The 21,152-nt window shown below is 54.3% G+C and carries 16 protein-coding genes, 3 tRNA genes and 1 other RNA gene; 10 read left to right on the top strand and 10 right to left on the bottom strand.

Annotated elements, in window-relative coordinates; all coding sequences use genetic code 11:
- Positions 1-40 precede the first annotated feature (40 nt).
- The gene (locus tag HFD87_RS04300) at positions 41-700 is read right to left on the bottom strand and encodes a riboflavin synthase (RefSeq protein WP_010245607.1); all 660 of its coding nucleotides are present in this window, start codon (positions 698-700) and stop codon (positions 41-43) included.
- A gap of 202 nt (positions 701-902) precedes the next feature.
- Here HFD87_RS04300 and HFD87_RS04295 point away from each other — a divergent pair, with 202 nt between their 5' ends.
- The 6 genes from HFD87_RS04295 to HFD87_RS04270 all read left to right on the top strand — a co-directional run bounded on the left by HFD87_RS04295 (position 903) and on the right by HFD87_RS04270 (position 4,971).
- Positions 903-2,276, top strand: a complete 1,374-nt coding sequence (locus HFD87_RS04295; RefSeq protein WP_022625743.1) for an MATE family efflux transporter — start codon at positions 903-905, stop codon at positions 2,274-2,276.
- A 152-nt stretch (positions 2,277-2,428) separates the two neighbouring features.
- Positions 2,429-2,505: transfer RNA gene (locus HFD87_RS04290), tRNA-Val, on the top strand.
- Between the two features lie 3 nt (positions 2,506-2,508).
- Positions 2,509-2,585: transfer RNA gene (locus HFD87_RS04285), tRNA-Val, on the top strand.
- Between the two features lie 11 nt (positions 2,586-2,596).
- Positions 2,597-2,673: transfer RNA gene (locus HFD87_RS04280), tRNA-Val, on the top strand.
- A gap of 344 nt (positions 2,674-3,017) precedes the next feature.
- Complete coding sequence (gene pykF / locus HFD87_RS04275; protein ID WP_010245613.1) at positions 3,018-4,430, top strand: pyruvate kinase PykF; 1,413 nt, start codon at positions 3,018-3,020, stop codon at positions 4,428-4,430.
- A 304-nt stretch (positions 4,431-4,734) separates the two neighbouring features.
- The gene (locus HFD87_RS04270) at positions 4,735-4,971 is read left to right on the top strand and encodes a major outer membrane lipoprotein (RefSeq protein ID WP_003853216.1); all 237 of its coding nucleotides are present in this window, start codon (positions 4,735-4,737) and stop codon (positions 4,969-4,971) included.
- An 81-nt stretch (positions 4,972-5,052) separates the two neighbouring features.
- Here the strand turns inward: HFD87_RS04270 and HFD87_RS04265 are convergent, their stop codons facing one another.
- Genes HFD87_RS04265 through sufA form a run of 7 tightly spaced genes read right to left on the bottom strand, consistent with a single transcriptional unit; the run spans position 5,053 to position 11,715 of the window.
- Positions 5,053-6,078 carry a L,D-transpeptidase family protein gene (locus HFD87_RS04265; RefSeq protein ID WP_010245620.1) on the bottom strand — a complete coding sequence of 342 codons (1,026 nt, stop codon included), beginning with the start codon at positions 6,076-6,078 and terminating at the stop codon, positions 5,053-5,055.
- A 56-nt stretch (positions 6,079-6,134) separates the two neighbouring features.
- Positions 6,135-6,551, bottom strand: a complete 417-nt coding sequence (gene sufE, locus HFD87_RS04260; RefSeq protein ID WP_010245623.1) for a cysteine desulfuration protein SufE — start codon at positions 6,549-6,551, stop codon at positions 6,135-6,137.
- 21 nt (positions 6,552-6,572) lie between these two features.
- Positions 6,573-7,796, bottom strand: a complete 1,224-nt coding sequence (gene sufS, locus HFD87_RS04255) for a cysteine desulfurase SufS (RefSeq protein ID WP_167423093.1) — start codon at positions 7,794-7,796, stop codon at positions 6,573-6,575.
- Positions 7,796-9,076, bottom strand: a complete 1,281-nt coding sequence (sufD, locus tag HFD87_RS04250; protein ID WP_052271702.1) for a Fe-S cluster assembly protein SufD — start codon at positions 9,074-9,076, stop codon at positions 7,796-7,798. The genes sufS and sufD overlap by 1 nt, the downstream gene beginning before the upstream one ends.
- The gene (gene sufC, locus HFD87_RS04245) at positions 9,051-9,797 is read right to left on the bottom strand and encodes a Fe-S cluster assembly ATPase SufC (protein ID WP_167422987.1); all 747 of its coding nucleotides are present in this window, start codon (positions 9,795-9,797) and stop codon (positions 9,051-9,053) included. Before sufC ends, sufD begins: the two co-directional genes overlap by 26 nt.
- A 42-nt stretch (positions 9,798-9,839) precedes the next feature.
- Positions 9,840-11,333 carry a Fe-S cluster assembly protein SufB gene (sufB, locus tag HFD87_RS04240; RefSeq protein ID WP_010245634.1) on the bottom strand — a complete coding sequence of 498 codons (1,494 nt, stop codon included), beginning with the start codon at positions 11,331-11,333 and terminating at the stop codon, positions 9,840-9,842.
- Between the two features lie 7 nt (positions 11,334-11,340).
- Positions 11,341-11,715, bottom strand: coding sequence for a Fe-S cluster assembly scaffold SufA (gene sufA, locus HFD87_RS04235; RefSeq protein ID WP_010245637.1), 375 nt, complete (start codon positions 11,713-11,715; stop codon positions 11,341-11,343).
- 388 nt (positions 11,716-12,103) lie between these two features.
- Between sufA and HFD87_RS04230 the strand changes: the two genes are divergently transcribed.
- Positions 12,104-12,508 (top strand): hypothetical protein, encoded by a 405-nt coding sequence (locus HFD87_RS04230; RefSeq protein ID WP_010670035.1) that lies wholly within the window; start codon positions 12,104-12,106, stop codon positions 12,506-12,508.
- A gap of 33 nt (positions 12,509-12,541) precedes the next feature.
- On the opposite strand, the gene HFD87_RS04225 is transcribed toward HFD87_RS04230, so the two are convergent.
- The gene (locus HFD87_RS04225; protein ID WP_010670034.1) at positions 12,542-15,595 is read right to left on the bottom strand and encodes an FAD-binding and (Fe-S)-binding domain-containing protein; all 3,054 of its coding nucleotides are present in this window, start codon (positions 15,593-15,595) and stop codon (positions 12,542-12,544) included.
- A gap of 205 nt (positions 15,596-15,800) precedes the next feature.
- On the opposite strand from HFD87_RS04225, the gene ydiK reads away from it, so the two are divergent.
- Both ydiK and rprA read left to right on the top strand, forming a co-directional pair.
- Positions 15,801-16,919 (top strand): AI-2E family transporter YdiK, encoded by a 1,119-nt coding sequence (gene ydiK, locus HFD87_RS04220; RefSeq protein ID WP_033771631.1) that lies wholly within the window; start codon positions 15,801-15,803, stop codon positions 16,917-16,919.
- Between the two features lie 292 nt (positions 16,920-17,211).
- An RNA gene (gene rprA / locus HFD87_RS04215) (antisense sRNA RprA) lies at positions 17,212-17,319 on the top strand.
- Between the two features lie 69 nt (positions 17,320-17,388).
- Here rprA and ppsA read toward each other — a convergent pair.
- Positions 17,389-19,773: a phosphoenolpyruvate synthase gene (gene ppsA / locus HFD87_RS04210; protein ID WP_010245649.1), complete on the bottom strand. Its 2,385-nt coding sequence runs from the start codon at positions 19,771-19,773 to the stop codon at positions 17,389-17,391.
- A 437-nt stretch (positions 19,774-20,210) separates the two neighbouring features.
- Between ppsA and HFD87_RS04205 the strand changes: the two genes are divergently transcribed.
- Positions 20,211-21,038, top strand: a complete 828-nt coding sequence (locus HFD87_RS04205; RefSeq protein WP_010245652.1) for a pyruvate, water dikinase regulatory protein — start codon at positions 20,211-20,213, stop codon at positions 21,036-21,038.
- The last annotated feature ends 114 nt before the right edge of the window (positions 21,039-21,152 follow it).

The raw sequence follows: 21,152 nt of genomic DNA, 5'->3' as shown, positions 1-21,152 counted from the left end.
AAAACCGATTGGGCTGTCTGCGGTGCTTACGCGCCTTTTATTAACTCTCTGTCTTTGACTGGCCGGTCAGCATGCTCATCGCCGCCGCGGCATCGCGCTGTGCTAACACCCGCTCAACGGTCTCCACGATTGCCTGCGTGTGCGGATCGATTTCAATATTCACCCGATCGCCAAAGGTCTTCGCCCCCAGCGTGGTACGCTCCAGCGTTTCCGGGATCAGATAGACGCAGAACTTAGTCTTAGTCACATCGCCTACCGTCAGGCTGATACCGTCGATGCCGACAAACCCTTTATGCAGAATATATTTCATCTGCGCCGCATCCTGGATTTTAAACCAGACCTCGCGGTTATGTTCTGACTGGATAATCTTGCAGATTTCAGCGGTGGTCATAATATGACCAGACATCAGATGTCCGCCTATTTCATCGCTGAATTTCGCTGCACGCTCAATATTGACCACATCGCCCTGACGTAAATCGCCAAGGTTAGTCACCCGCAATGTCTCTTTAATTAAATCAAAACTGACGCGGTCGCCTTCAATTGCCGTTACGGTTAAACAGCAACCGTTATGGGCTACGGATGCGCCCAGCGCCAGACCCGGTAAGAGCTCTTCCGGCAGGCGGACAGTGTGGGTGCGAAACAGTTCTTTCTCTTCAATGGACACGATTTCTGCGGTGCCCTGCACAATACCGGTAAACATAGTCTTTGCCTCTGCGAAGTTTACGCTAGTTTATCACAGCTCAGGTCGGCTGTTAGATTTCAGCCCGCACCGCCGCTTTATAGCGGAGCAAACCGCATTGTGTGACAAAGATTGGCGAATTCTGTTATGCCAGTTACACTAGCTCGCGAAATTCCCCGGGCTTCCTGCCCCTTTTAATTCATTCAATAAGTCAGGTGTTAACGTGCAGAAGTATTTAACAGAAGCGCGTCAATTGCTGGCCCTTGCGATTCCGGTCATCCTTGCTCAGGTGGCTCAAACCGCAATGGGATTTGTGGATACCATTATGGCCGGCGCAGTCAGCGCCACGGATATGGCCGCCGTTGCTGTCGGCACCTCTGTCTGGCTACCGGCCATCCTGTTTGGTCATGGTCTTCTGCTTGCATTGACGCCCACCGTTGCGCAACTCAATGGTTCTGGCCGCCGCGAACGCATCGGTGAACAGATCCGCCAGGGATACTGGCTCGCCTTTTTCGTCTCCCTGCTGATTATGGTGCTGTTGTGGCATGCCGGTTATCTTATCCGGGCGATGCATGACATTGATCCAGTGCTGGCGCTGAAGGCAGAAGGCTATCTGCATGCCCTGCTGTTCGGCGCGCCTGGCTACCTCTTCTTCCAGGTGCTCCGCAATCAATGCGAGGGGCTGTCGAAAACCAAACCCGGCATGGTGCTGGGCTTTTTAGGCCTGATGTTCAACATCCCGCTCAACTATGTCTTTATCTATGGCCACTTCGGCATGCCCGCCCTGGGCGGTGTCGGCTGCGGCGTGGCGACCGCCTCGGTCTACTGGGTGATGTTTATCTGCATGCGCTTCTGGGTGCGCCGGATGGGTAGCATGCGCGATATCCGTATGGAGAGCCGCTGGTCACCCCCTTCCCGTCCGATTCTGAGCCGCCTGATGACGCTGGGATTGCCGGTGGCGCTGGCGCTCTTCTTTGAGGTCACGCTGTTCGCCGTGGTCGCCCTGCTGGTTTCGCCACTGGGCATCGTTAACGTGGCCGGCCACCAGATTGCGCTGAATTTCAGTTCACTGATGTTTGTATTGCCGCTGTCGCTGGGTGTCGCGACCACCATCCGCGTCGGTTATCGTCTGGGTCAGGGCTCCACCGAGCAGGCACGGGTCGCGGCCTGGACCGCACAGGGTGTAGGCATCAGCATGGCGGCGCTAACCGCCATTTTTACCGTGACGTTCCGTCATCAGATTGCCCTGCTCTATAACGACAACCCTGAAGTGGTGACGCTGGCGGCACAGCTGATGCTGCTGGCGGCAATTTATCAGTTCTCAGACTCGATACAGGTGATTGGCAGCGGGATCCTGCGCGGCTATAAAGATACGCGGTCGATTTTCTTTATTACCTTTATTGCTTACTGGCTGCTGGGACTGCCAGCCGGTTATCTGCTGGCGCTGACCGACTGGGTGGTGCCGCGCATGGGACCTGCGGGCTTCTGGTGCGGCTTTATTATCGGCCTGACCTCGGCTGCGGTGATGATGATCTGGCGCATCAGACGGTTACAGCAATCACCGGCGGAGATTATCCTGACGCGTGCAGCGCGATAACGTTCGAGGCGGGTCATTCATGGCCCGCAATGACGAAAAAAACGACGGTTAGCACAGTTGCTGTGCAGTCATGGCGAAAAAACTATTTTCCCCTTGCCAGCCTCACACGCTGCCGTTAATATTCGTCCCCGCTGTCGCCCTGACAGCATGTTGCGCTCTTAGCTCAGTTGGTTAGAGCACCACCTTGACATGGTGGGGGTCGATGGTTCGAGTCCATTAGAGCGCACCAAGTGCGTCCGTAGCTCAGTTGGTTAGAGCACCACCTTGACATGGTGGGGGTCGGTGGTTCGAGTCCACTCGGACGCACCAATATTCAGTATGCGCTCTTAGCTCAGTTGGTTAGAGCACCACCTTGACATGGTGGGGGTCGATGGTTCGAGTCCATTAGAGCGCACCACTTTCAGAATTCCTTCAGCTTGCGCAACTCCACTTTTATTGATCTGCATCGCTTCCCCCTTCTGCTTTTTGATTGGTTTTCGCATACTTAGCGTCTATACTGTCCCGCGTTGCTTACTTGAAAGGTTTCAGCGATCACGTGCTTACTGCGATAACTCAAATGATTTGCGCAACAACAGCGTGGTGGTTACCAACCGTAACCGCACAACTTCCCTGCACGCCTGGCCTTCGTCACCTATTCTTACTCAGTACTGCCCATTTCAGTCTCAATCAGAAATTTCACTTCGATGCGCTGCCATCGGATTCCGCCCTTATTCATCCATCACAACTTACAGAAAATCCGTCATGAAAAAGACTAAAATCGTTTGTACAATCGGCCCGAAAACCGAATCCGAAGAGATGCTGACTCAGCTGCTTGAAGCTGGCATGAATGTTATGCGTCTTAACTTCTCTCACGGCGACTACGCTGAGCATGGCCAACGCATCACCAACATGCGTGCCGTTATGCAAAAAACCGGCCGTCAGGCCGCTATTCTGCTGGATACCAAAGGCCCTGAAATCCGCACCATGAAACTGGAAGGCGGCAACGATGCGGCTCTGAAAGCGGGTCAGACCTTTACCTTTACTACAGACCAGAGCGTGATTGGCAACAGCGAGCGCGTTGCGGTGACCTACCCGGGTTTCACTGCTGACCTGAAAATCGGCAACACGGTGCTGGTCGATGATGGCCTGATTGGTATGGAAGTGACCGAAGTCACTGAAAATACCGTGGTGTGTAAAGTCCTGAACAATGGCGATCTGGGCGAAAATAAAGGCGTTAACCTGCCAGGCGTCTCTATCCAGCTGCCAGCACTGGCCGAAAAAGATAAGCGCGACCTGATTTTTGGTTGTGAGCAGGGCGTAGACTTCGTCGCCGCCTCTTTCATCCGTAAACGTTCAGACGTGCTGGAAATTCGCGAGCACCTGAAACAGAACGGCGGCGAGCATATCCAGATCATCTCCAAAATCGAAAACCAGGAAGGCCTGAACAACTTCGACGAAATCCTCGAAGCCTCAGACGGCATCATGGTTGCGCGTGGCGACCTGGGCGTTGAGATCCCGGTTGAAGAAGTGATCTTCGCGCAGAAGATGATGATCAAAAAATGTAATAAAGCACGCAAAGTGGTCATCACGGCTACCCAGATGCTCGATTCCATGATCAAGAACCCGCGCCCTACCCGCGCAGAAGCCGGTGACGTGGCAAACGCCATTCTTGACGGTACCGATGCTGTCATGCTGTCAGGTGAGAGCGCCAAAGGCCGTTATCCGCTTGAGTCGGTCACCATCATGGCGACCATCTGTGAGCGTACCGATCGCGTGATGAAGTCCCGCATCGACAGCCAGAGTGATAACCGCAAAATGCGTATCACAGAAGCCGTCTGCCGTGGTGCTGTAGAGACCGCTGAGAAGCTGGAAGCGCCACTGATTGTGGTTGCTACTGAAGGGGGTAAATCTGCTAAAGCCGTACGTAAATACTTCCCGAACGCGACCATCCTGGCGCTGACCACCAATCCGATGACTGCCCGTCAGCTGATCCTGAGCAAAGGGATTGAGACACGTCTGGTGACTGAGATCGCTTCAACCGACGATTTCTATCGTCTGGGTAAAGAAGCGGCGCTGGAAAGTGGCTACGGCCAGAAAGGCGATGTCGTGGTGTTGGTGTCAGGTGCATTAGTACCAAGCGGAACTACCAACACCGCTTCTGTACACGTTCTGTAAAACTCTCTCTGACCATTATTTTTAAGCGCCTTTATCGGGCGCTTTTTTTTATTTCTACTTAAACCAAATGTCAGAAAATTCCAATCGAAAATAACTATTCAAATACTCTTAATATTAAGGTTAATCCGATTAAATCTCTCTGTTTTCGCTAAATTTTTTTATCATATTCTGTGATTCGCTGCTTCTTTGAGCGAACGATCAAATTTAAGCATCTTCTCATCAAAAATTTATTCTCAACTTAAAAAGCTTTGTGTAATACTTGTAACGCTACATGGAGATTAACTCAATCTAGAGGGTATAAATAATGAATCGTACTAAACTGGTACTGGGCGCGGTAGTTCTGGCTTCAACTATGCTGGCTGGTTGCTCAAGCAACGCTAAAATCGACCAGCTGTCTTCAGACGTTCAGACTCTGAACGCTAAAGTTGACCAGCTGAGCAACGACGTGAACGCAGTGCGTTCAGACGTTCAGGCTGCTAAAGATGACGCAGCACGCGCTAACCAGCGTCTGGACAACCAGGCTCACTCTTACCGTAAGTAAGAGTTCTGGTTTAAAAATGGCGCCTTTATGGCGCCATTTTTTTTGCTCCGAATTCAGTGCCCTTCACAGGCACTTATCCGTTCAGGGCTGAACCGCGTTGCCCTCAGCCTGTGTCACCGGGATATCAGCCCCCACAGATGCGCTCTCCAGCCCCGCAGGCGGCACGGTATCACTCTGCACCGGCTCCCCACTGCTGACCAGCACAGGCATGCCTGAGCGTCGCGCTAAGCTGGCTTTAATCAGGGCACTATCACTCTTCTCACTTTTCATAAACTGCTTCACTCCGGCAGTGAGTGCAATCGGCATGGTCTGTGGATCGTCCTTATCGTTGCGTGACAGCGGCTGATGCACTTCCACGTAGCGTTTCCCATCCGGCTCTACAGCATATTTCACCGGCTGATTGATGATCTGTACCCGCGTCCCTTTCGGGGCTGAGTTAAACAGCGCTTCGATATCTTCTGAACGCAGACGGATACAGCCTGAACTGACGCGCATGCCGATGCCGAATTTCGCATTAGTGCCATGGATCAGATACTGGCCGGTGCCGCGCGCCAGACGCATGGCAAACTGCCCCATCGGGTTATCCGGTCCGGCGGGGACCACGCCAGGCAGCGTAATGCCCTCTTTAGCGTAGCGTTTGCGGATGTTCGCCGTGGGCGTCCAGGTAGGATTAGGGATCTTCTGGCTGATCTGCGTCACCATCACTGGCGTGGCCGCACCCAGCTGGCCAATGCCGATGGGATAGACAATGACCTTATCCTCCCCTTTGGGATAGTAATAGAGACGAAGCTCGGCCAGATTCACCACAATCCCTTCGCGCGGCGTATCGGGCAGGATCATCTGCAGTGGCACCGTCAGCTGGGTGCCCGCTTTGGGCAGCCAGGGATCGGTACCGGGATTGGCCTCCAGCATGCTCAGCAGGCCGACCTGGTAGCGCGCCGCAATCGCTTCCAGAGGTTGTTTATTGTCAGGAACCTGAGTCAGGACGTTTTCGCCAATCAGGCGACTGTCAGGTGGTGGCAGCGGATATTCGGTGGCGAACGCGGGTGCAGAGAGCCCAAAGCAGGTCAGCAGCAATGCACCGGCTAAACGTAAAGCAGGTTTCATGCAATTTTCTCGTCAGATAAAAAAACAGACGCCGGATGGCGTCTGTGGAGTGTAACTTAGCTGAGGTTCTGAGCGGTATGGCGAATAGACCGAATCATCGCCTCCAGCCCCTGCGACCGGGTGGGCGTCAGGTGCTGCATCAGTGCCAGTTCACCAAACCAGTGGCGCACATCCAGCGCCAGGATATCGGCGGGCGGCAGGTTCTGATAGAGGCTAAATACGATAGCAATCAAACCTTTAACGATAGCGGCATCGCTGTCGCCTTCAAACGCAATGGAACCATCCGCCTGCGGGGTCATTCTGATCCACACCTGACTCTGACAACCCGAAATCACGTTCTCCGGCTGGTGTAAGGTTTCAGAAGATTCCGGAAGCTTTGAACCCAGCTCAATAATGTAGAGGTACTTCTCTTCCCAGTTAGCACAACGGTTGAAGTTGCGAACCAGTTTCTCTTTTTCAGGCAAATTCGCCATCAGGGACTCCGTTAAAACTGTTCAGCCGCCCAGCAGACGATGAATGCGCGTCAAACCGGCAGCCAGACGATCTACTTCCTCTTCACTGTTGTAGAACGTGAAGGAGGCACGGCACATCGCCGGTACATTGTAATGCTGCATCAGCGGCATCGCGCAGTGATGTCCGGTGCGGATGGCAATGCCATATTGATCCAGGAAGCTGCCAACATCGTAGGCGTGGTGTTTACCGAGATTGAAGGCGATAACGCCAGCTCGTGACTGCGGACCGTAGATCTGGATATCCGGAACGGTGCCCAGCTTATCGAGCGCATAGTTCATCAGTGCCGTCTCGCGCTGATGAATCGTATCCAGTCCCAGCGCCTGCACATAGGCCATCGCCGCACCAAAGCCAATAATGCCGCCGGTATTCGGCGTACCCGCTTCAAAGCGCCACGGCGCACTGTTCCAGGTGGTGCCGGTGGGCAGCATGACGCGCTCAATCATTGAACCGCCCCCTTCCCATGGTGGCATCTGATCCAGCAGCGCTTTACGGCCGTAGAGGATACCCACGCCGTTCGGGCCATAGAGTTTATGGCTGGAGAAGGCGTAGAAGTCGCAGCCGATATCCTGCACATCAACCTTGTCATGCATCACCGCCTGGGCACCATCCACCAGCGTGATGACGCCAGCCGCTTTTGCCTGAGCAACGATCGATTTAACCGGGTTAACCGTGCCGAGCACATTTGAAACATGCGTCACCGCCAGCAACCGCGTACGGCTGTCGATCAGCCCCGCCAGTTGCTCCAGCGCCAGCTCACCGTTGTCATTTAATGGCAGGACGCGCACTTCTGCGCCGGTGCGCTGGGCCAGCATCTGCCATGGAACGATATTGGCGTGATGCTCCATCTCAGTGATGATCAGGTTATCGCCAGCCTGGAGGTTACTGCTGCCCCAGGTGTTCGCCACCAGATTGATGCCTTCGGTGGTGCCTTTGACGAAGACAATCTCTTCCTGTGACTGCGCATTGATAAAACGGGCAGCCTGATCGCGCACGTTCTCCATGTCGCTGGTCGCCTGCTGGCTCAGCGTATGGATACCACGATGCACGGCCGCATAGCCGTGCTGATAGAAATGACTCTCGGCGTTAATTACCGAGAGTGGACGCTGTGCGCTGGCCGCACTGTCAAGATAGGCCAGCGGATGACCGTTGACCTCACGCTTCAGGATAGGAAAATCAGCCCTGACGCGTTCGAGATCGAAGTTCATCATATGTCGCCTCCGGGAAAACGTTGCGCGATACGCTGCAGCACGGCCTGACGCATCACCTCATTTTCCAGTGTTTCGGTCAGTTCTGCGGCAAACGCATGAATAATCATGGTCTGTGCAGCATCCTGCTCAATACCGCGCGAACGCAGGTAGAACATCTGCTCATCATCAATACGACCGATGGTGGCACCGTGGCTGCACTTGACGTCATCCGCATAAATTTCCAGCTGCGGTTTGGTATCGACTTCTGAGAGCTTGCCCAGCAACAGGTTGTTGTTGGTCATCTGCCCGTCGGTCTTCAGCGCATGCTGTGCCACTTTAATGTGGCCGTTAAACACCGCACGGCCTTTGTCGCGCACGATGGTTTTATGCATCTGGCGGCTGACGCAGTGGCCCTTGTTGTGCTCCAGGTAAGTACGGGTATCCGCCACTTCCTGTTTCACCGGCAGCACCAGGCTGTTGATAGCCAGCGTGGTGTTTTCGCCATTCAGCTGGGTACTGGTGTTGTGACGCGACAGCCCGGCACCCAGCAGGAAGCTGGTGCTGCTGACCTGGCCATCATTGCCAATGACCAGATCGTTATGCGCAAAGTGATAGCTGGCGCTGCTTTCAAAGGCCAGCTTCGTGTGCGTCAGTTTTGCATTGTCGCCAACCGCAAAGGTAAAGCGCGTGCCGGTGAAATGGGCGCGCTCATCCAGTGAAACGTAGTGCTCAATCACTTCCGCTTCGGCACTCTCTTCCAGCTGCAGGTGATGACGATAGTGAACCGTGTTCATACCCGTCTGCTGACCGCTGGTGATATGCAGCAGATAGACCGGACGCGCAGCGGATTTACCGCGTGCCAGACGCAGGGTCGTCACCTCTTCTGCCAGACTCTCTGTCAGATGCAGGAAGACTTCAGGCTGAACCGCAGCAGGCAGCGGACGGCGCTCGGCGGCCACGCTGTGCTGAACCTCAAACAGTTCGCAGTCGCGACTGCTGAAGGCTGGCTGGAACTGACCGTCAACATAGACCAGACGGATCGCATCCAGCGGCAGCGCCAGTGCATCAACCTGTTCAGCGCTCAGGGTCTGCGGCGCGTCAGGCAGTACAAACTGCTGTGACAGTAAGGTGTCCAGCGGCGTGTACTTCCAGTTTTCGTGCTTGCGGGTTGGCAGGCCAACGCGCATCAGTTGCTGCCAGTGCTGCTGTGCCTGCAGAGAACGCACGTCGCCGCGCGACTCAAACAGGTGATGCCACTGTTGCAGCGCAGAATCACTCTTCGTCGGTAAGCCAGCCATAACCTTGCTCCTCCAGCTGTTTCACCAGCGAGAAGTCGCCAGATTTCACGATTTTGCCCTGATACAGAACATGAACGAAGTCTGGCTTGATGTAATCCAGAATACGCTGGTAGTGGGTCACGATGATAAAGGCACGCTTTTCGTCGCGCAGGCTGTTTACGCCATTCGCCACGATTTTCAGCGCATCGATATCCAGGCCTGAGTCGGTCTCATCCAGGATACAGAGCTCTGGCTCCAGTGCCGCCATCTGCAGGATGTCGTTACGCTTCTTCTCACCGCCGGAGAAGCCAACGTTGACTGAGCGGGTCAGCAGATCTGCCGGCATCTTCAGCAGCTCAATTTTCTCTTCAATGAAGTCCTGGAAATCGAAGCGATCCAGCTCTTCCTGCTGACGATATTTGCGTACCGCATTGACCGAGGTCTGCAAAAAGAACTGGTTGCTGACGCCCGGAATTTCTACCGGATACTGGAATGCCATAAAGATGCCTTCACCGGCGCGCTCTTCAGGGGCCAGTTCCAGCAGTTCTTTACCTTTGAAGCTGACCGAACCGCCGGTTACTTCATAATCTTCACGGCCTGCCAGCGTCGCTGACAGGGTACTTTTACCTGAGCCGTTCGGGCCCATGATGGCATGCACTTCGCCGGGTTTAATTTCGAGATTCAGGCCACGCAGAATGGCTTTATCTTCAACACTGACCTGCAAATCTTTAATGCTTAACATACTTATTCCTTCACATTGCTTCCGGCAACGCGTGTGACGGCATCAGCCCACACTGTGCTCAAGGCTGATGGCTAACAATTTCTGGGCTTCCACAGCAAATTCCAGTGGCAACTCCGAGAATACGTCTTTACAGAAGCCGTTCACGATCATCGAGATGGCGTCTTCTTCACTGATACCGCGTTGCAGACAGTAGAACATCTGATCTTCGCCGATACGTGATGTCGTGGCTTCATGCTCAAGCTGAGCGGTATTGTTGCGGGTCTCCACATACGGGAAAGTATGTGCGCCGCAATCAGGACCGATCAGCATCGAGTCACACTGCGTAAAGTTACGGGCATTGGTCGCGGTTGGCATGATTTTCACCAGCCCGCGATAGGTGTTCTGACTTTTACCGGCCGAAATCCCTTTGGAGATGATGGTCGATTTGGTGTTTTTACCAATGTGGATCATCTTGGTGCCGGTATCGGCCTGCTGACGACCGCTGGTCAGTGCCACTGAGTAGAATTCACCCACTGAATAGTCCCCGCGCAGAATGCAGCTTGGGTATTTCCAGGTGATAGCAGAGCCGGTTTCAGACTGTGTCCAGGACATCTTGCTGTGGTCGCCTTCACACAGCGCGCGCTTGGTTACGAAGTTCAGGATACCCCCCTCACCTTCGCCGCCCGGGAACCAGTTCTGAACCGTCGAATATTTCACTTCGGCATTTTTGTGGATGATGACTTCCACCACGGCCGCGTGCAGCTGATAGGTGTCACGCACTGGCGCTGAACAGCCTTCGATGTAGCTGACGTAGCTGTCTTCATCGGCAATCAGGATGGTGCGTTCGAACTGACCGGTTTTCGCTGCGTTGATGCGGAAATAGGTCGACAACTCCATCGGGCAACGCACCCCTTTCGGGATATAAACGAAGGTGCCGTCAGAGGCGACCGCCGAGTTCAGCGCCGCAAAGAAGTTATCGTTCGCCGGAACAACCGTGCCGAGATACTGCTTCACCAGCTCCGGGTGCTCCTGAATCGCTTCGCCAAAGGAACAGAAGATAATTCCCTGCTCCGCCAGCTTGCCGCGGTAGGTGGTCGCCACCGAAACGGAGTCAAAAATGGCGTCAACCGCCACTTCACGGCCTTCACGCACCGGGACACCCAGCTGATTAAAGGCGTTTTCCACTTCCTGCGTCAGATAATCGCTGGCTGGCGCGCTGCCTGATGCCTGCAGTGCACCGGGTTCTGATGCGCAGCTGTCATCACAGTTGCCGCAGGAAGGCGCGGAGTAGTAGCTGTAATCCTGGTAGTCGAGTTTTTCGTAGTGCGCTTTCAGCCAGTGTGGCTCTTCCATTTCAAGCCAGGCACGAAACGCTTTAAGACGAAACTCCAGCATCCACTCTGGCTCGTTACGCTTGGCCGAGATCGCCCGCACCACATCTTCATTGATGCCGTTGGCAAATTCTTCGGTTTGCAGTTGGGTAAAGAAGCCCTCTTTGTAGTTGAGCTTGCCTTCCCAGATTTGTACATCGTCAGATGTTTCGCTGTGTCGTGACATATTTCACTTACTCGACGCCAAAGCTCTCACCGCACCCGCAGGCGTGCTGAGCTTTAGGGTTATTGAATTTAAAAATCTGATTCAGGCCTTCACGAACGTAGTCCAGTTCGGTGCCATCAACGAATGGCATCGCCTGTAGCGGCACAAACAGCGTTGCGCCATGGAATGAGAACTGCAAATCATCCTCGACTGGCTCTTTCACCAGATCCATGACGTAACCAAACCCGGCGCAGCCGGATTGTTTTACGCCGAGCCGCAGACCCTTGACATCGGGGTCCTGAGCCGCCAGATTGAGAATTTGTTGCGCTGCGGTTTCAGTCAGCGTCAGCCCTTTCCAGACAAAATCGTCGGGTGAGAAAGAGTCTGTATTAACGGATGCCATGTTGATACCTCTTGAGTCCGGACCTTTTCAGGCTATCCCCCTATGGTAGTGATCTGACCAATCACTTCAACCTCTTGTTTTGCAGGGATAATCATCTTGTGCGGTTTTATTTGCTTAATTATTAAGCATAGCCTCTTCAGCTCACCTTGTGGTGAGCGCGTCAGCATAAATAAGCCAGTGTTAACCTATTAATAAATCACTCTTTTTTAAATAACCATTTTTGATAAAAATGCTTATTGATAGGTTACGCCTTTCTGCGATGTAAACAGATTGTTATTTCCGATTATACCGACAGGCAGGATAAATCGATAAATTTTTCTGCCCGCCAATTGCAATCACAGCTCAATTGAATATGATAATTATTATCATTCACATTCAGGGTGGCGTTATGACGCTTTCTGTCTCAGCCTGGCTGCAGCACAAAATCGACGAATATCAGTTTGCGGTGCGTGATATCACCGTCGACTTTTATATGGCGCAGGCAAAACTCGACCGGGCCGACTGCACGATTCATCAGCTACGTCAGTTTAACGATGCCTGTCAGGATATGGCAGAAATCTGCCAGTTGAACGGTGACGACCAGAGTTACCTGCATGCCATGGGTAAACTGCATCACCGACTGGTGCAGGAGATGGGAAACAGCGATCGCGATCGCCTGTTTCGCCTTCAGGCTTATCAACTGGCGCGGTTGTCCCTGACCCGCCTCTGCCATCAACTGGCAATGGTCGGGGAGTGGAACCAGGCCACTGCGCTGCAAAGTGACTTCATGCGTCACGCAGGCTGGATATTCTAATCCAGCCAGGGCGTGACGTCGCGCACAATTTTTTTACATTAGCTCTAACAATGCCTGAAGCGGATGACGCATTCCGTTGCCCTCGACACGCTTGACCTGACTGCGGCACGAATAGCCGGTGGCCAGGCAGCGCTGGCGTGGCAGTCGCTGAAGCTGGGGATGCCAGGAGAGCGCGTAGATCCCCAGCGAGTTTTCAAGGTTCTTACTTTCGTGACCGTAGGTGCCTGCCATACCGCAGCAGCCAACATTGATGTTCTCCAGCTTCGCGCCAAAACGGGAGAAGATCGCCTGCCACTGATTCGGTGTGGAGGGCAGCGCGGTCACCTCGGTGCAGTGTGCAAACAGATACCAGGATTCTCCGCCCGTGGCCTGCACGTCACGCTCTGCCAGTGCACGCTCTAACCACTCATGTACCAGCAGGACGTTAAAGTCGCCGCGTGATTCGCCCAGCGTCTGACGATACTCATCGCGATAGCAGAGCACCGTGGCCGGATCGACGCCGACCATGGGCAACCCCAGTTTTGCCACCCGATTCAGGAAATCGGCGGTGCGGGACGCCGTGCGGGCGAAACGGTGCAGGAAACCTTTCACATGTTGCGCTTTGCCATTTGGCGAGAATGGCAGGAGCACGGGCCGGTAGCCCAGTTTCTCAATCAGCCTGACAAAATCGTTAACCAGCTGCGCCTCATAGAAGCTGGTAAAAGGATCCTGCACCACCAGCACACAGTTTGCGCGTTCAGCGGCTGACAGCCCTTCCAGCTGCTCCAGCGTCATGTTCATGGCGGGATGACCACTGAGCTGCTGTTTCAGATTTGGGGCCGAAAGCAGAGGCAGATCGACCATACCGATATGGGTTTTACTTATCTCTTTCAGCCACGGCTGGCGCAGAAAGAAGTTAAACACTTTCGGTGCTTTTGCCATCAGCGGCGCGTAGCCCTCCACTGCAGCCACCAGGTGATCGCTGACCGGACGCAGATAACGGGTGTGGTAGAGCTGTAAGAAGCGCGAGCGGAAAGCGGGCACGTCAATTTTAATCGGACACTGGGTGGAGCAGGCTTTGCAGGCCAGACAGCCCGACATCGCCTCTTTCACCTCGTGCGAGAAGTCATACTCCCCTTTGCTGGCGTGCCAGCTATTGCGGGTACGGGCAATCAGAGTGCGAAGCGACAGCCGATTTTCGGGCAGCTGCTTTTCCAGGGTGAGCGGATCGACGCCCTGCCCGGCCAGCAGCCGCAGCCACTCCCGCGTCAGCGTTGCCCGCCCTTTGGGCGAGTGAATGCGGTTGCGGGTGATCTTCATGGAGGGACACATCGGGCTGCGGGCATCAAAGTTAAAACACAACCCGTTGCCGTTACACTCCATCGCGCCACGCCATTCATCCCGGACCGTTAACGGAATCTGACGATCATAGGTTCCGCGCTTCACCGCATCGACCTGCATCATTTCATCATTACTGTTGTATGGCGTACAGATCTTGCCCGGATTCAGGCGATTGAGCGGATCAAAGGCCGCTTTGATGCGGCGCAATTCGTTAAACAGCGTCTCACCGAAGAATGCCGGACTGTACTGGGCTCGAAATCCTTTGCCATGTTCACCCCACAGCAGACCGCCGTAGCGCGCTGTCAGCGCCACGACTTCGTCGGAGATCTGTTTCATCATCATCTCCTGCTGCGGATCGCACATATCCAGCGCCGGACGCACATGCAGTACACCTGCATCAACATGACCAAACATGCCGTAGCTCAGCCCGTGGCTGTCGAGCAGCGCGCGAAACTCGACGATGTAGTCCGCCAGTTTTTCCGGTGGAACCGCGGTATCTTCCACAAAGGGAATCGGTTTAGCCCGGCCTTTGGCATTTCCCAACAGACCCACCGCTTTTTTACGCATGTTATAGATGCGTTCAATGCCATCCAGGTCGTTACAGAACTGATAGCCAATCACGCCGCCCTGCTGCTGCGCCATCAGTGCGTCAAGGCGGCCACAAAGCTGTTCAATCTGCTGATCGATCAGCGCGGCGTTGTCACCGGCAAACTCAACAATATTCAGACCCAGCATCTCTTTGTCGGGTACATCGGCGATCAATTCACGCACCGAGTGCCAGACAATATCTTCGCGCGCCAGGTTCAGCACCTTAGAGTCAACGGTCTCTACCGAGAGCGCCTGCGCTTCCACCATAAAAGGCGCATTGCGCAGGGCGGAGTCAAAGGAGTCATATTTGATATTCACCAGTCGGCGCACTTTAGGCAGCGGCGTGATATCAAGCCGCGCTTCCGTGACGAAGGCCAGCGTTCCCTCTGCACCACACAGCAGGCGCGTCAGGTCAAAGGTTTGCATATCGTCGCTGAATACATGGCGCAGGTCATATCCGGTCAGGAACCGATTCAGCTTTGGAAACTTTTCCAGAATCAGCGCACGATGCTCGCGGCAGCGCGTCAGCACCTGCTGATAGAGCCGGCCTTCGGGCGTCGCCGTCTGCGCCAGGGTTTCAGCCAGCGCGGTGGCCATTGGACGCGTATCAAGGATATCGCCGCCCAGCAGCACGGCGCGCAGGCCCAGCACATGGTCCGAGGTTTTGCCATAGACCAGTGAGCCCTGGCCGGACGCATCGGTATTAATCATGCCGCCCAGCGTGGCACGGTTACTGGTGGATAACTCCGGCGAGAAGAAAAAGCCGAATGGCTTCAGCCAGGCGTTAAGCTGATCTTTGATCACCCCCGCTTCAACCCGCACCCAGCCCTCATCGGTATTGATCTCCAGGATACGGTTCATGTAGCGCGACATATCCACCACAATCCCCTGATTCAGCGACTGACCGTTGGTGCCGGTACCGCCGCCGCGCGGGGTAAATACCAGGCTGGCAAAGCGCGCTTCTCCGGCCACGCGGGCGAGCAGCGCAACATCCGCAGTCGAGCGCGGAAAGAGCGCCGCGTCGGGCAGCAATTGATAGATGCTGTTATCGGTGGAGAGTGAGAGCCGGTCGGCATAGCTGGTTGCCATGTCACCGGTAAAACCCTGCTCTTTCAACGACTCAAGGAACGTCAGCACCAGTTGAACGAGGCCCGGTGCCTGCGAAATCTGTGGGATCATGATTGTCTGACCGAAGGTGTTGTAAACGTTTGCGTTTATAGATTAGCGATTTCTCGTTTTATCATATTTTTCCTGCGCCTGCCCTTTTTTCAGAAAAGGCAAAAACCTTTCTCCGCAACTCTGTTTAAACCTCAGCAAATAGATCATGATAAAAACGGGCATCCGAATGCCTGAAAATGAAGGATTAAGACGAGGTTATGAGTCAATGATGAAAAGCCAGTACCGGGATATGGATTTACCGCAAATACTCTTCACCCTGATGTTCATTCTGCTGCTGATTGTCGCCTGTTTATGGGTCGTGCAGCCGTTTATTCTGGGCTTTGCCTGGGCCAGTATGGTGGTGATTGCCACCTGGCCATTGATGCTGAAATTCCAGCGACTGTTATGGGGACGCCGTTCCCTGGCGGTGATCGTGATGACACTGCTTCTGCTGCTGCTGTTTATTATCCCTATCGCCCTGCTGGTCAGCAGCCTGATTGATAACAGCGCGCCGGTAATTGCCTGGGTTACCCAGGGGCATATGATGCCGCGATTGCTATGGCTCAACGATGTACCTATGGTCGGCAAGAAGCTTTATGTCAGTTATGACACGCTGGTGGCGAGCGGCGGTGCCGGCGTCATGGCAAAAATACAGCCCTATATCGGCCGTACCACCGGCTTTTTTGTCGCGCAGGCCGGTCATTTCGGACGCTTTATGATCCATCTGGGCGTGATGTTACTGTTCAGCGTGCTGCTTTACTGGCGTGGCGAACAGGCTGCCCAGGGCATTCGTCACTTTGCTTTCCGCATGGCGGGACGGCGCGGTGATGCCGCCGTACTGCTGGCGGCGCAGTCCATTCGTGCCGTGGCGCTTGGCGTAGTGGTGACGGCGCTGGTGCAGGGCGTGCTGGGCGGTATCGGTCTGGCGATCTCCGGCATTCCTTACGCCACGCTGTTGACGGTACTGATGATCCTCTGCTGTCTGGTACAGCTCGGCCCGCTACTGGTGCTGGTTCCCGCCATTATCTACCTCTACTGGAGCGGAGATACAACATGGGGAACGGTGCTGCTGGTCTGGAGCTGTGTGGTCGGCACGATGGATAACGTGCTGCGTCCGATGCTGATCCGTATGGGTGCCGATCTGCCGATGATCCTGATTCTTTCTGGTGTTATTGGTGGACTGTTTGCGTTCGGGATGATTGGTCTGTTTATCGGGCCAGTGGTTCTGGCGGTCTCTTATCGTCTGGTTTCCGTCTGGGTTCATGAAGCGCCTGCCCCGGATAGTGACCAACTGGCCGTGGCTGATGCCCTGGCGGATCACGAGGATACCCCGCCTGCTGTATGATGGGATGCAATAACCCGCTGCGCCGCTACCCCCCATAAGCATTGATTAGTGCGGTTAATGATGATTAACCGCACCCCTTCTCTCAGATCAGATAAATTCTGTTTTCCATTAGCGATTTTTAAGAAAAAAGCCACCTTTGGCCTGAAAGTGACCTTTTCGGGCCAAAAAAGATTACTTTCTGCACTGTTTCTTAAGCCAAATGGCGAAGTAAAGGTCACAAAAGATTATTGGCTTTAAACTAATAAGAGGATTCTTAAAGACGACAGCCAGCCGTATGAATAACATGTTTCCTATGTTCGAAATCAACCTGATGATTTTCAGACAATCTCATTCCCCTGAGTAGAGTAAAGAATTGCTGTGTGTAGTCTTTGCCCATCCCCTGTGATGGGCTTTTTTTTTGCCTGAATCTGACCAGATATAAACAGAAAAGGCCCGCATAGCGGGCCCTGAAGAGTGCTAACAACCCGTATCAGGCTGTTTTATTTAGCTGCGCCAGACTCACCCAGGTCTCCACCACCGTGTCCGGGTTCAGTGACAGACTGTCGATGCCCTCTTCCATCAGCCATGCGGCGAAATCCTGATGGTCTGACGGTCCCTGCCCGCAGATTCCGACATATTTCCCCTTCTGCTTCGCGGCCCTTATGGCCATTGAAAGCAGCATCTTCACGGCCTCGTTACGCTCGTCAAACAGCGCGGAGACGACGCCAGAGTCGCGGTCCAGCCCCAGCGTCAGCTGAGTCATGTCGTTTGAGCCAATAGAGAAGCCATCGAAGTGCTCCAGGAACTGATCCGCCAGCAGGGCATTTGACGGGATCTCGCACATCATAATGATCTTCAGCCCGTTCTCGCCGCGCTTCAGTCCCTGACGCCCCAGCTCTTCCACCACAGCCTTCGCCTGCTCAACGGTGCGCACAAACGGAACCATAATCTCGACGTTTGTCAGGCCCATCTCGTTGCGAACACGTTTCACCGCTTCGCACTCCAGTGCAAAGCAGTCCCGGAAGCTGTCAGCGACATAGCGACCCGCACCCCGGAATCCCAGCATCGGGTTTTCCTCTTCCGGCTCGTAGCGTTCTCCACCCACCAGGTTGGCATATTCATTGGTTTTAAAGTCAGAAAGTCGGACAATTACGCGTTTCGGCGCAAAAGCGGCGCCAAGCGTGGCAATTCCTTCAGTCAGGCGAGCGATGTAAAACTCCACCGGATCATCAAATCCTTTCATCATTTTACGGATCTGCTGCTGCAGCTCCGGCGTCTGTTGGTCAAACTCCAGCAGCGCTTTAGGGTGGACGCCGATCATACGGTTAATGATAAATTCCAGCCGCGCCAGACCCACGCCTTCGTTAGGCAGACAGGCGAAATCAAAGGCGCGATCGGGGTTGCCCACGTTCATCATGATCTTCAGCGGCAGTTCAGGCAGTGAATCGACCTGCGAACTGGTGACGTCGAAGTCGAGCAGTTGATCATAAACGTAGCCGGTATCACCTTCGGCACATGAGACCGTGACGTTATGCCCCTCTTTCAGCCGGTCAGTGGCATCGCCACAGCCCACCACTGCCGGAATGCCCAGCTCACGCGCGATGATCGCAGCATGACAGGTCCGTCCGCCGCGGTTAGTTACAATCGCTGACGCCTTTTTCATGATCGGTTCCCAGTCCGGGTCGGTCATGTCGGTCACCAGCACATCGCCTTTTTCTATGCGGTTCATTTCGCTGATATCGTGGATGACCTTCACAACGCCAGCGCCAATACGATGACCGATAGCACGACCTTCCACGACAACGCTGCCCTGCCCCTGCAGCGTGTAACGCTCCATTACCTGGCCATTTGAGCGTACGGTTTCAGGGCGCGCCTGAACAATAAACAGTTTGCCGGTGTGCCCATCTTTGGCCCACTCAATATCCATCGGGCGCTGATAATGCTGTTCAATCAGCACCGCCTGCTTCGCCAGCGCCTGCACTTCCTCATCGCTCAGGCAGAAACGGTCGCGTTCGGCCTCAGGCACATCTTCGATCCGCACCTGCTCGCCATGCGCCTGGGAATCGGCATAGACCATGCGAACCTTTTTCGAGCCCATATTGCGGCGCACAATCGACGGACGATCGGCTGCCAGGGTTGGCTTGTGCACATAGAACTCATCCGGGTTAACGGCACCCTGCACCACCATTTCCCCCAGCCCCAGTGCGGCGGTGATAAAGACCACCTGATCAAAGCCGGACTCGGTATCAATGGTAAACATCACACCCGAGGCGGCCAGGTCTGAACGCACCATGCGCTGTATTCCCGCTGAGAGCGCAACACCACGATGGTCATAGCCCTGATGCACACGGTAGGAGATAGCGCGGTCATTAAACAGCGAGGCGAAGACATGCTTTACCGCCACCATGACGGCGTCGATGCCCTGTACATTCAGGAAGGTTTCCTGCTGGCCGGCAAAAGAGGCATCAGGCATATCTTCTGCGGTTGCAGAGGAGCGTACGGCAAACGACGCGGCATCATCATCAGCAGAAAGCTGCTTATAGGCGTCCAGAATGGCGGACTCCAGCTCGGGCAGGAACGGTGTCTCCACGACCCACTGACGAATCTGCTTACCCGCTTTTGCCAGCGCATCAACGTCATCAATATCGGTCTCATCCAGCAGCGCATAAATGCGCTGATTCAGCCCGCTTTGATCGAGGAACAGGTTAAAGGCGTAGGATGTGGTCGCGAAACCGTTGGGCACGGAAACGCCCAGCGACGACAGATTAGTAATCATTTCACCCAGAGAGGCATTTTTGCCCCCCACCCGGTCAACATCATGCATGCCAAGCTGGTTATACCAGAGCACGAGTGGCTGTTCGCCTTTACTGGACATTGAGCTTATCCTTTATCAATTATCAATGAATGGACACAGGGAGTAATCTGTCTTCAGCCTGGCATATCACCCTCTCAATAACGATCTGTTGAATCGTTAAAGCAGAATTTCAGCCACAGTTTCAGAATTGTGAGCGCTTTATTTTGCTGTTGCGCAAAGTCGCCTTTTTTCTCTAAATGATTGATGCCACAGGAAATGGCAGATTTTCAGCCACTTAAGCATTCTGTTTTGTTGCGCAACAACTGCGTGGCTATTTGCGGCTTAACGACGGATTAAAAAGAATGCTCGCTCAACGAGCCACCCTTTCATTTTTAGTATCGTGATGAAACGACAGACAAATAATCCGGACAGACATTCCAGAAATTAAAATCAGAGATGATTTATTTAATCGCATGGCCCATGCTGAATGCTCACTCTTGTCTGAGGCTGATTTCGTTATGACAACTGACAGAAGCGTTTTTTATATCTCCGATGGTACAGCCATTACGGCTGAGGTGCTGGGTCATGCGGTGCTGTCGCAGTTTCCGGTCAATATCACCAGCCTGACGCTGCCGTTTGTGGAAAATGTTCAGCGTGCGCTGGCGGTAAAAGCCCAGATTAACGCGCTCTATCAGCAGAGCGGTGTCCGGCCGCTGGTCTTTTTCTCCATCGTGACGCCGGAAGTGCGCGACATCATCGTACAGAGTGACGGCTTTTGTCAGGATATCGTCCAGGCGCTGGTCGCCCCGCTTCAGCAGGAGCTGGGGTTATCGCCCGCGCCGGTGGCACACCGTACCCATGGACTGGATGCCAGTAACCTGGGTAAATATGACGCACGTATCGCGGCCATCGATTACACCCTGGCGCATGATGACGGCATCTCGCTGCGCGGGCTGGAAGATGCGCAGGTGATTCTGTTAGGCGTCTCGCGCTGTGGCAAAACCCCCACCAGCCTCTATCTGGCAATGCAGTTTGGTATTCGCGCCGCCAACTATCCATTCATTGCCGACGATATGGATAACCTTAAACTCCCGCCCGCGCTGCGCGCGCATCAGAATAAACTGTTCGGGCTGACCATCGACCCGGAACGGCTGGCTGCGATACGTCAGGAGCGGGCGGAAAATACCCGTTACGCCTCGATGCGTCAGTGCCGGCTGGAGGTGGGCGAAGTGGAAGCGCTGTTTCGCACTCATCAGATCCGCTATCTCAACAGCACCAACTACTCCGTGGAGGAGATTGCGACCAAAATTCTCGACATTATGGGCCTGACTCGCCGCATGTACTGATGGGTAACCGGCGCTGAACTGTAAAGCGGCGCTGCCGTCGCTTTTGATTTCATTATTAAATTCCGGGTTGAATTCGCAGACTAATGGTTTATTGTGACCACCATCACTTCCCGG

It is taken from the genome of Pantoea sp. EKM21T (assembly GCF_011800405.1).
Classification (GTDB): Bacteria; Pseudomonadota; Gammaproteobacteria; order Enterobacterales; family Enterobacteriaceae; genus Pantoea; species Pantoea agglomerans.
Note: the sequence above shows the minus strand (reverse complement) of the source record. Positions and strands in the feature narration are given on the sequence as shown.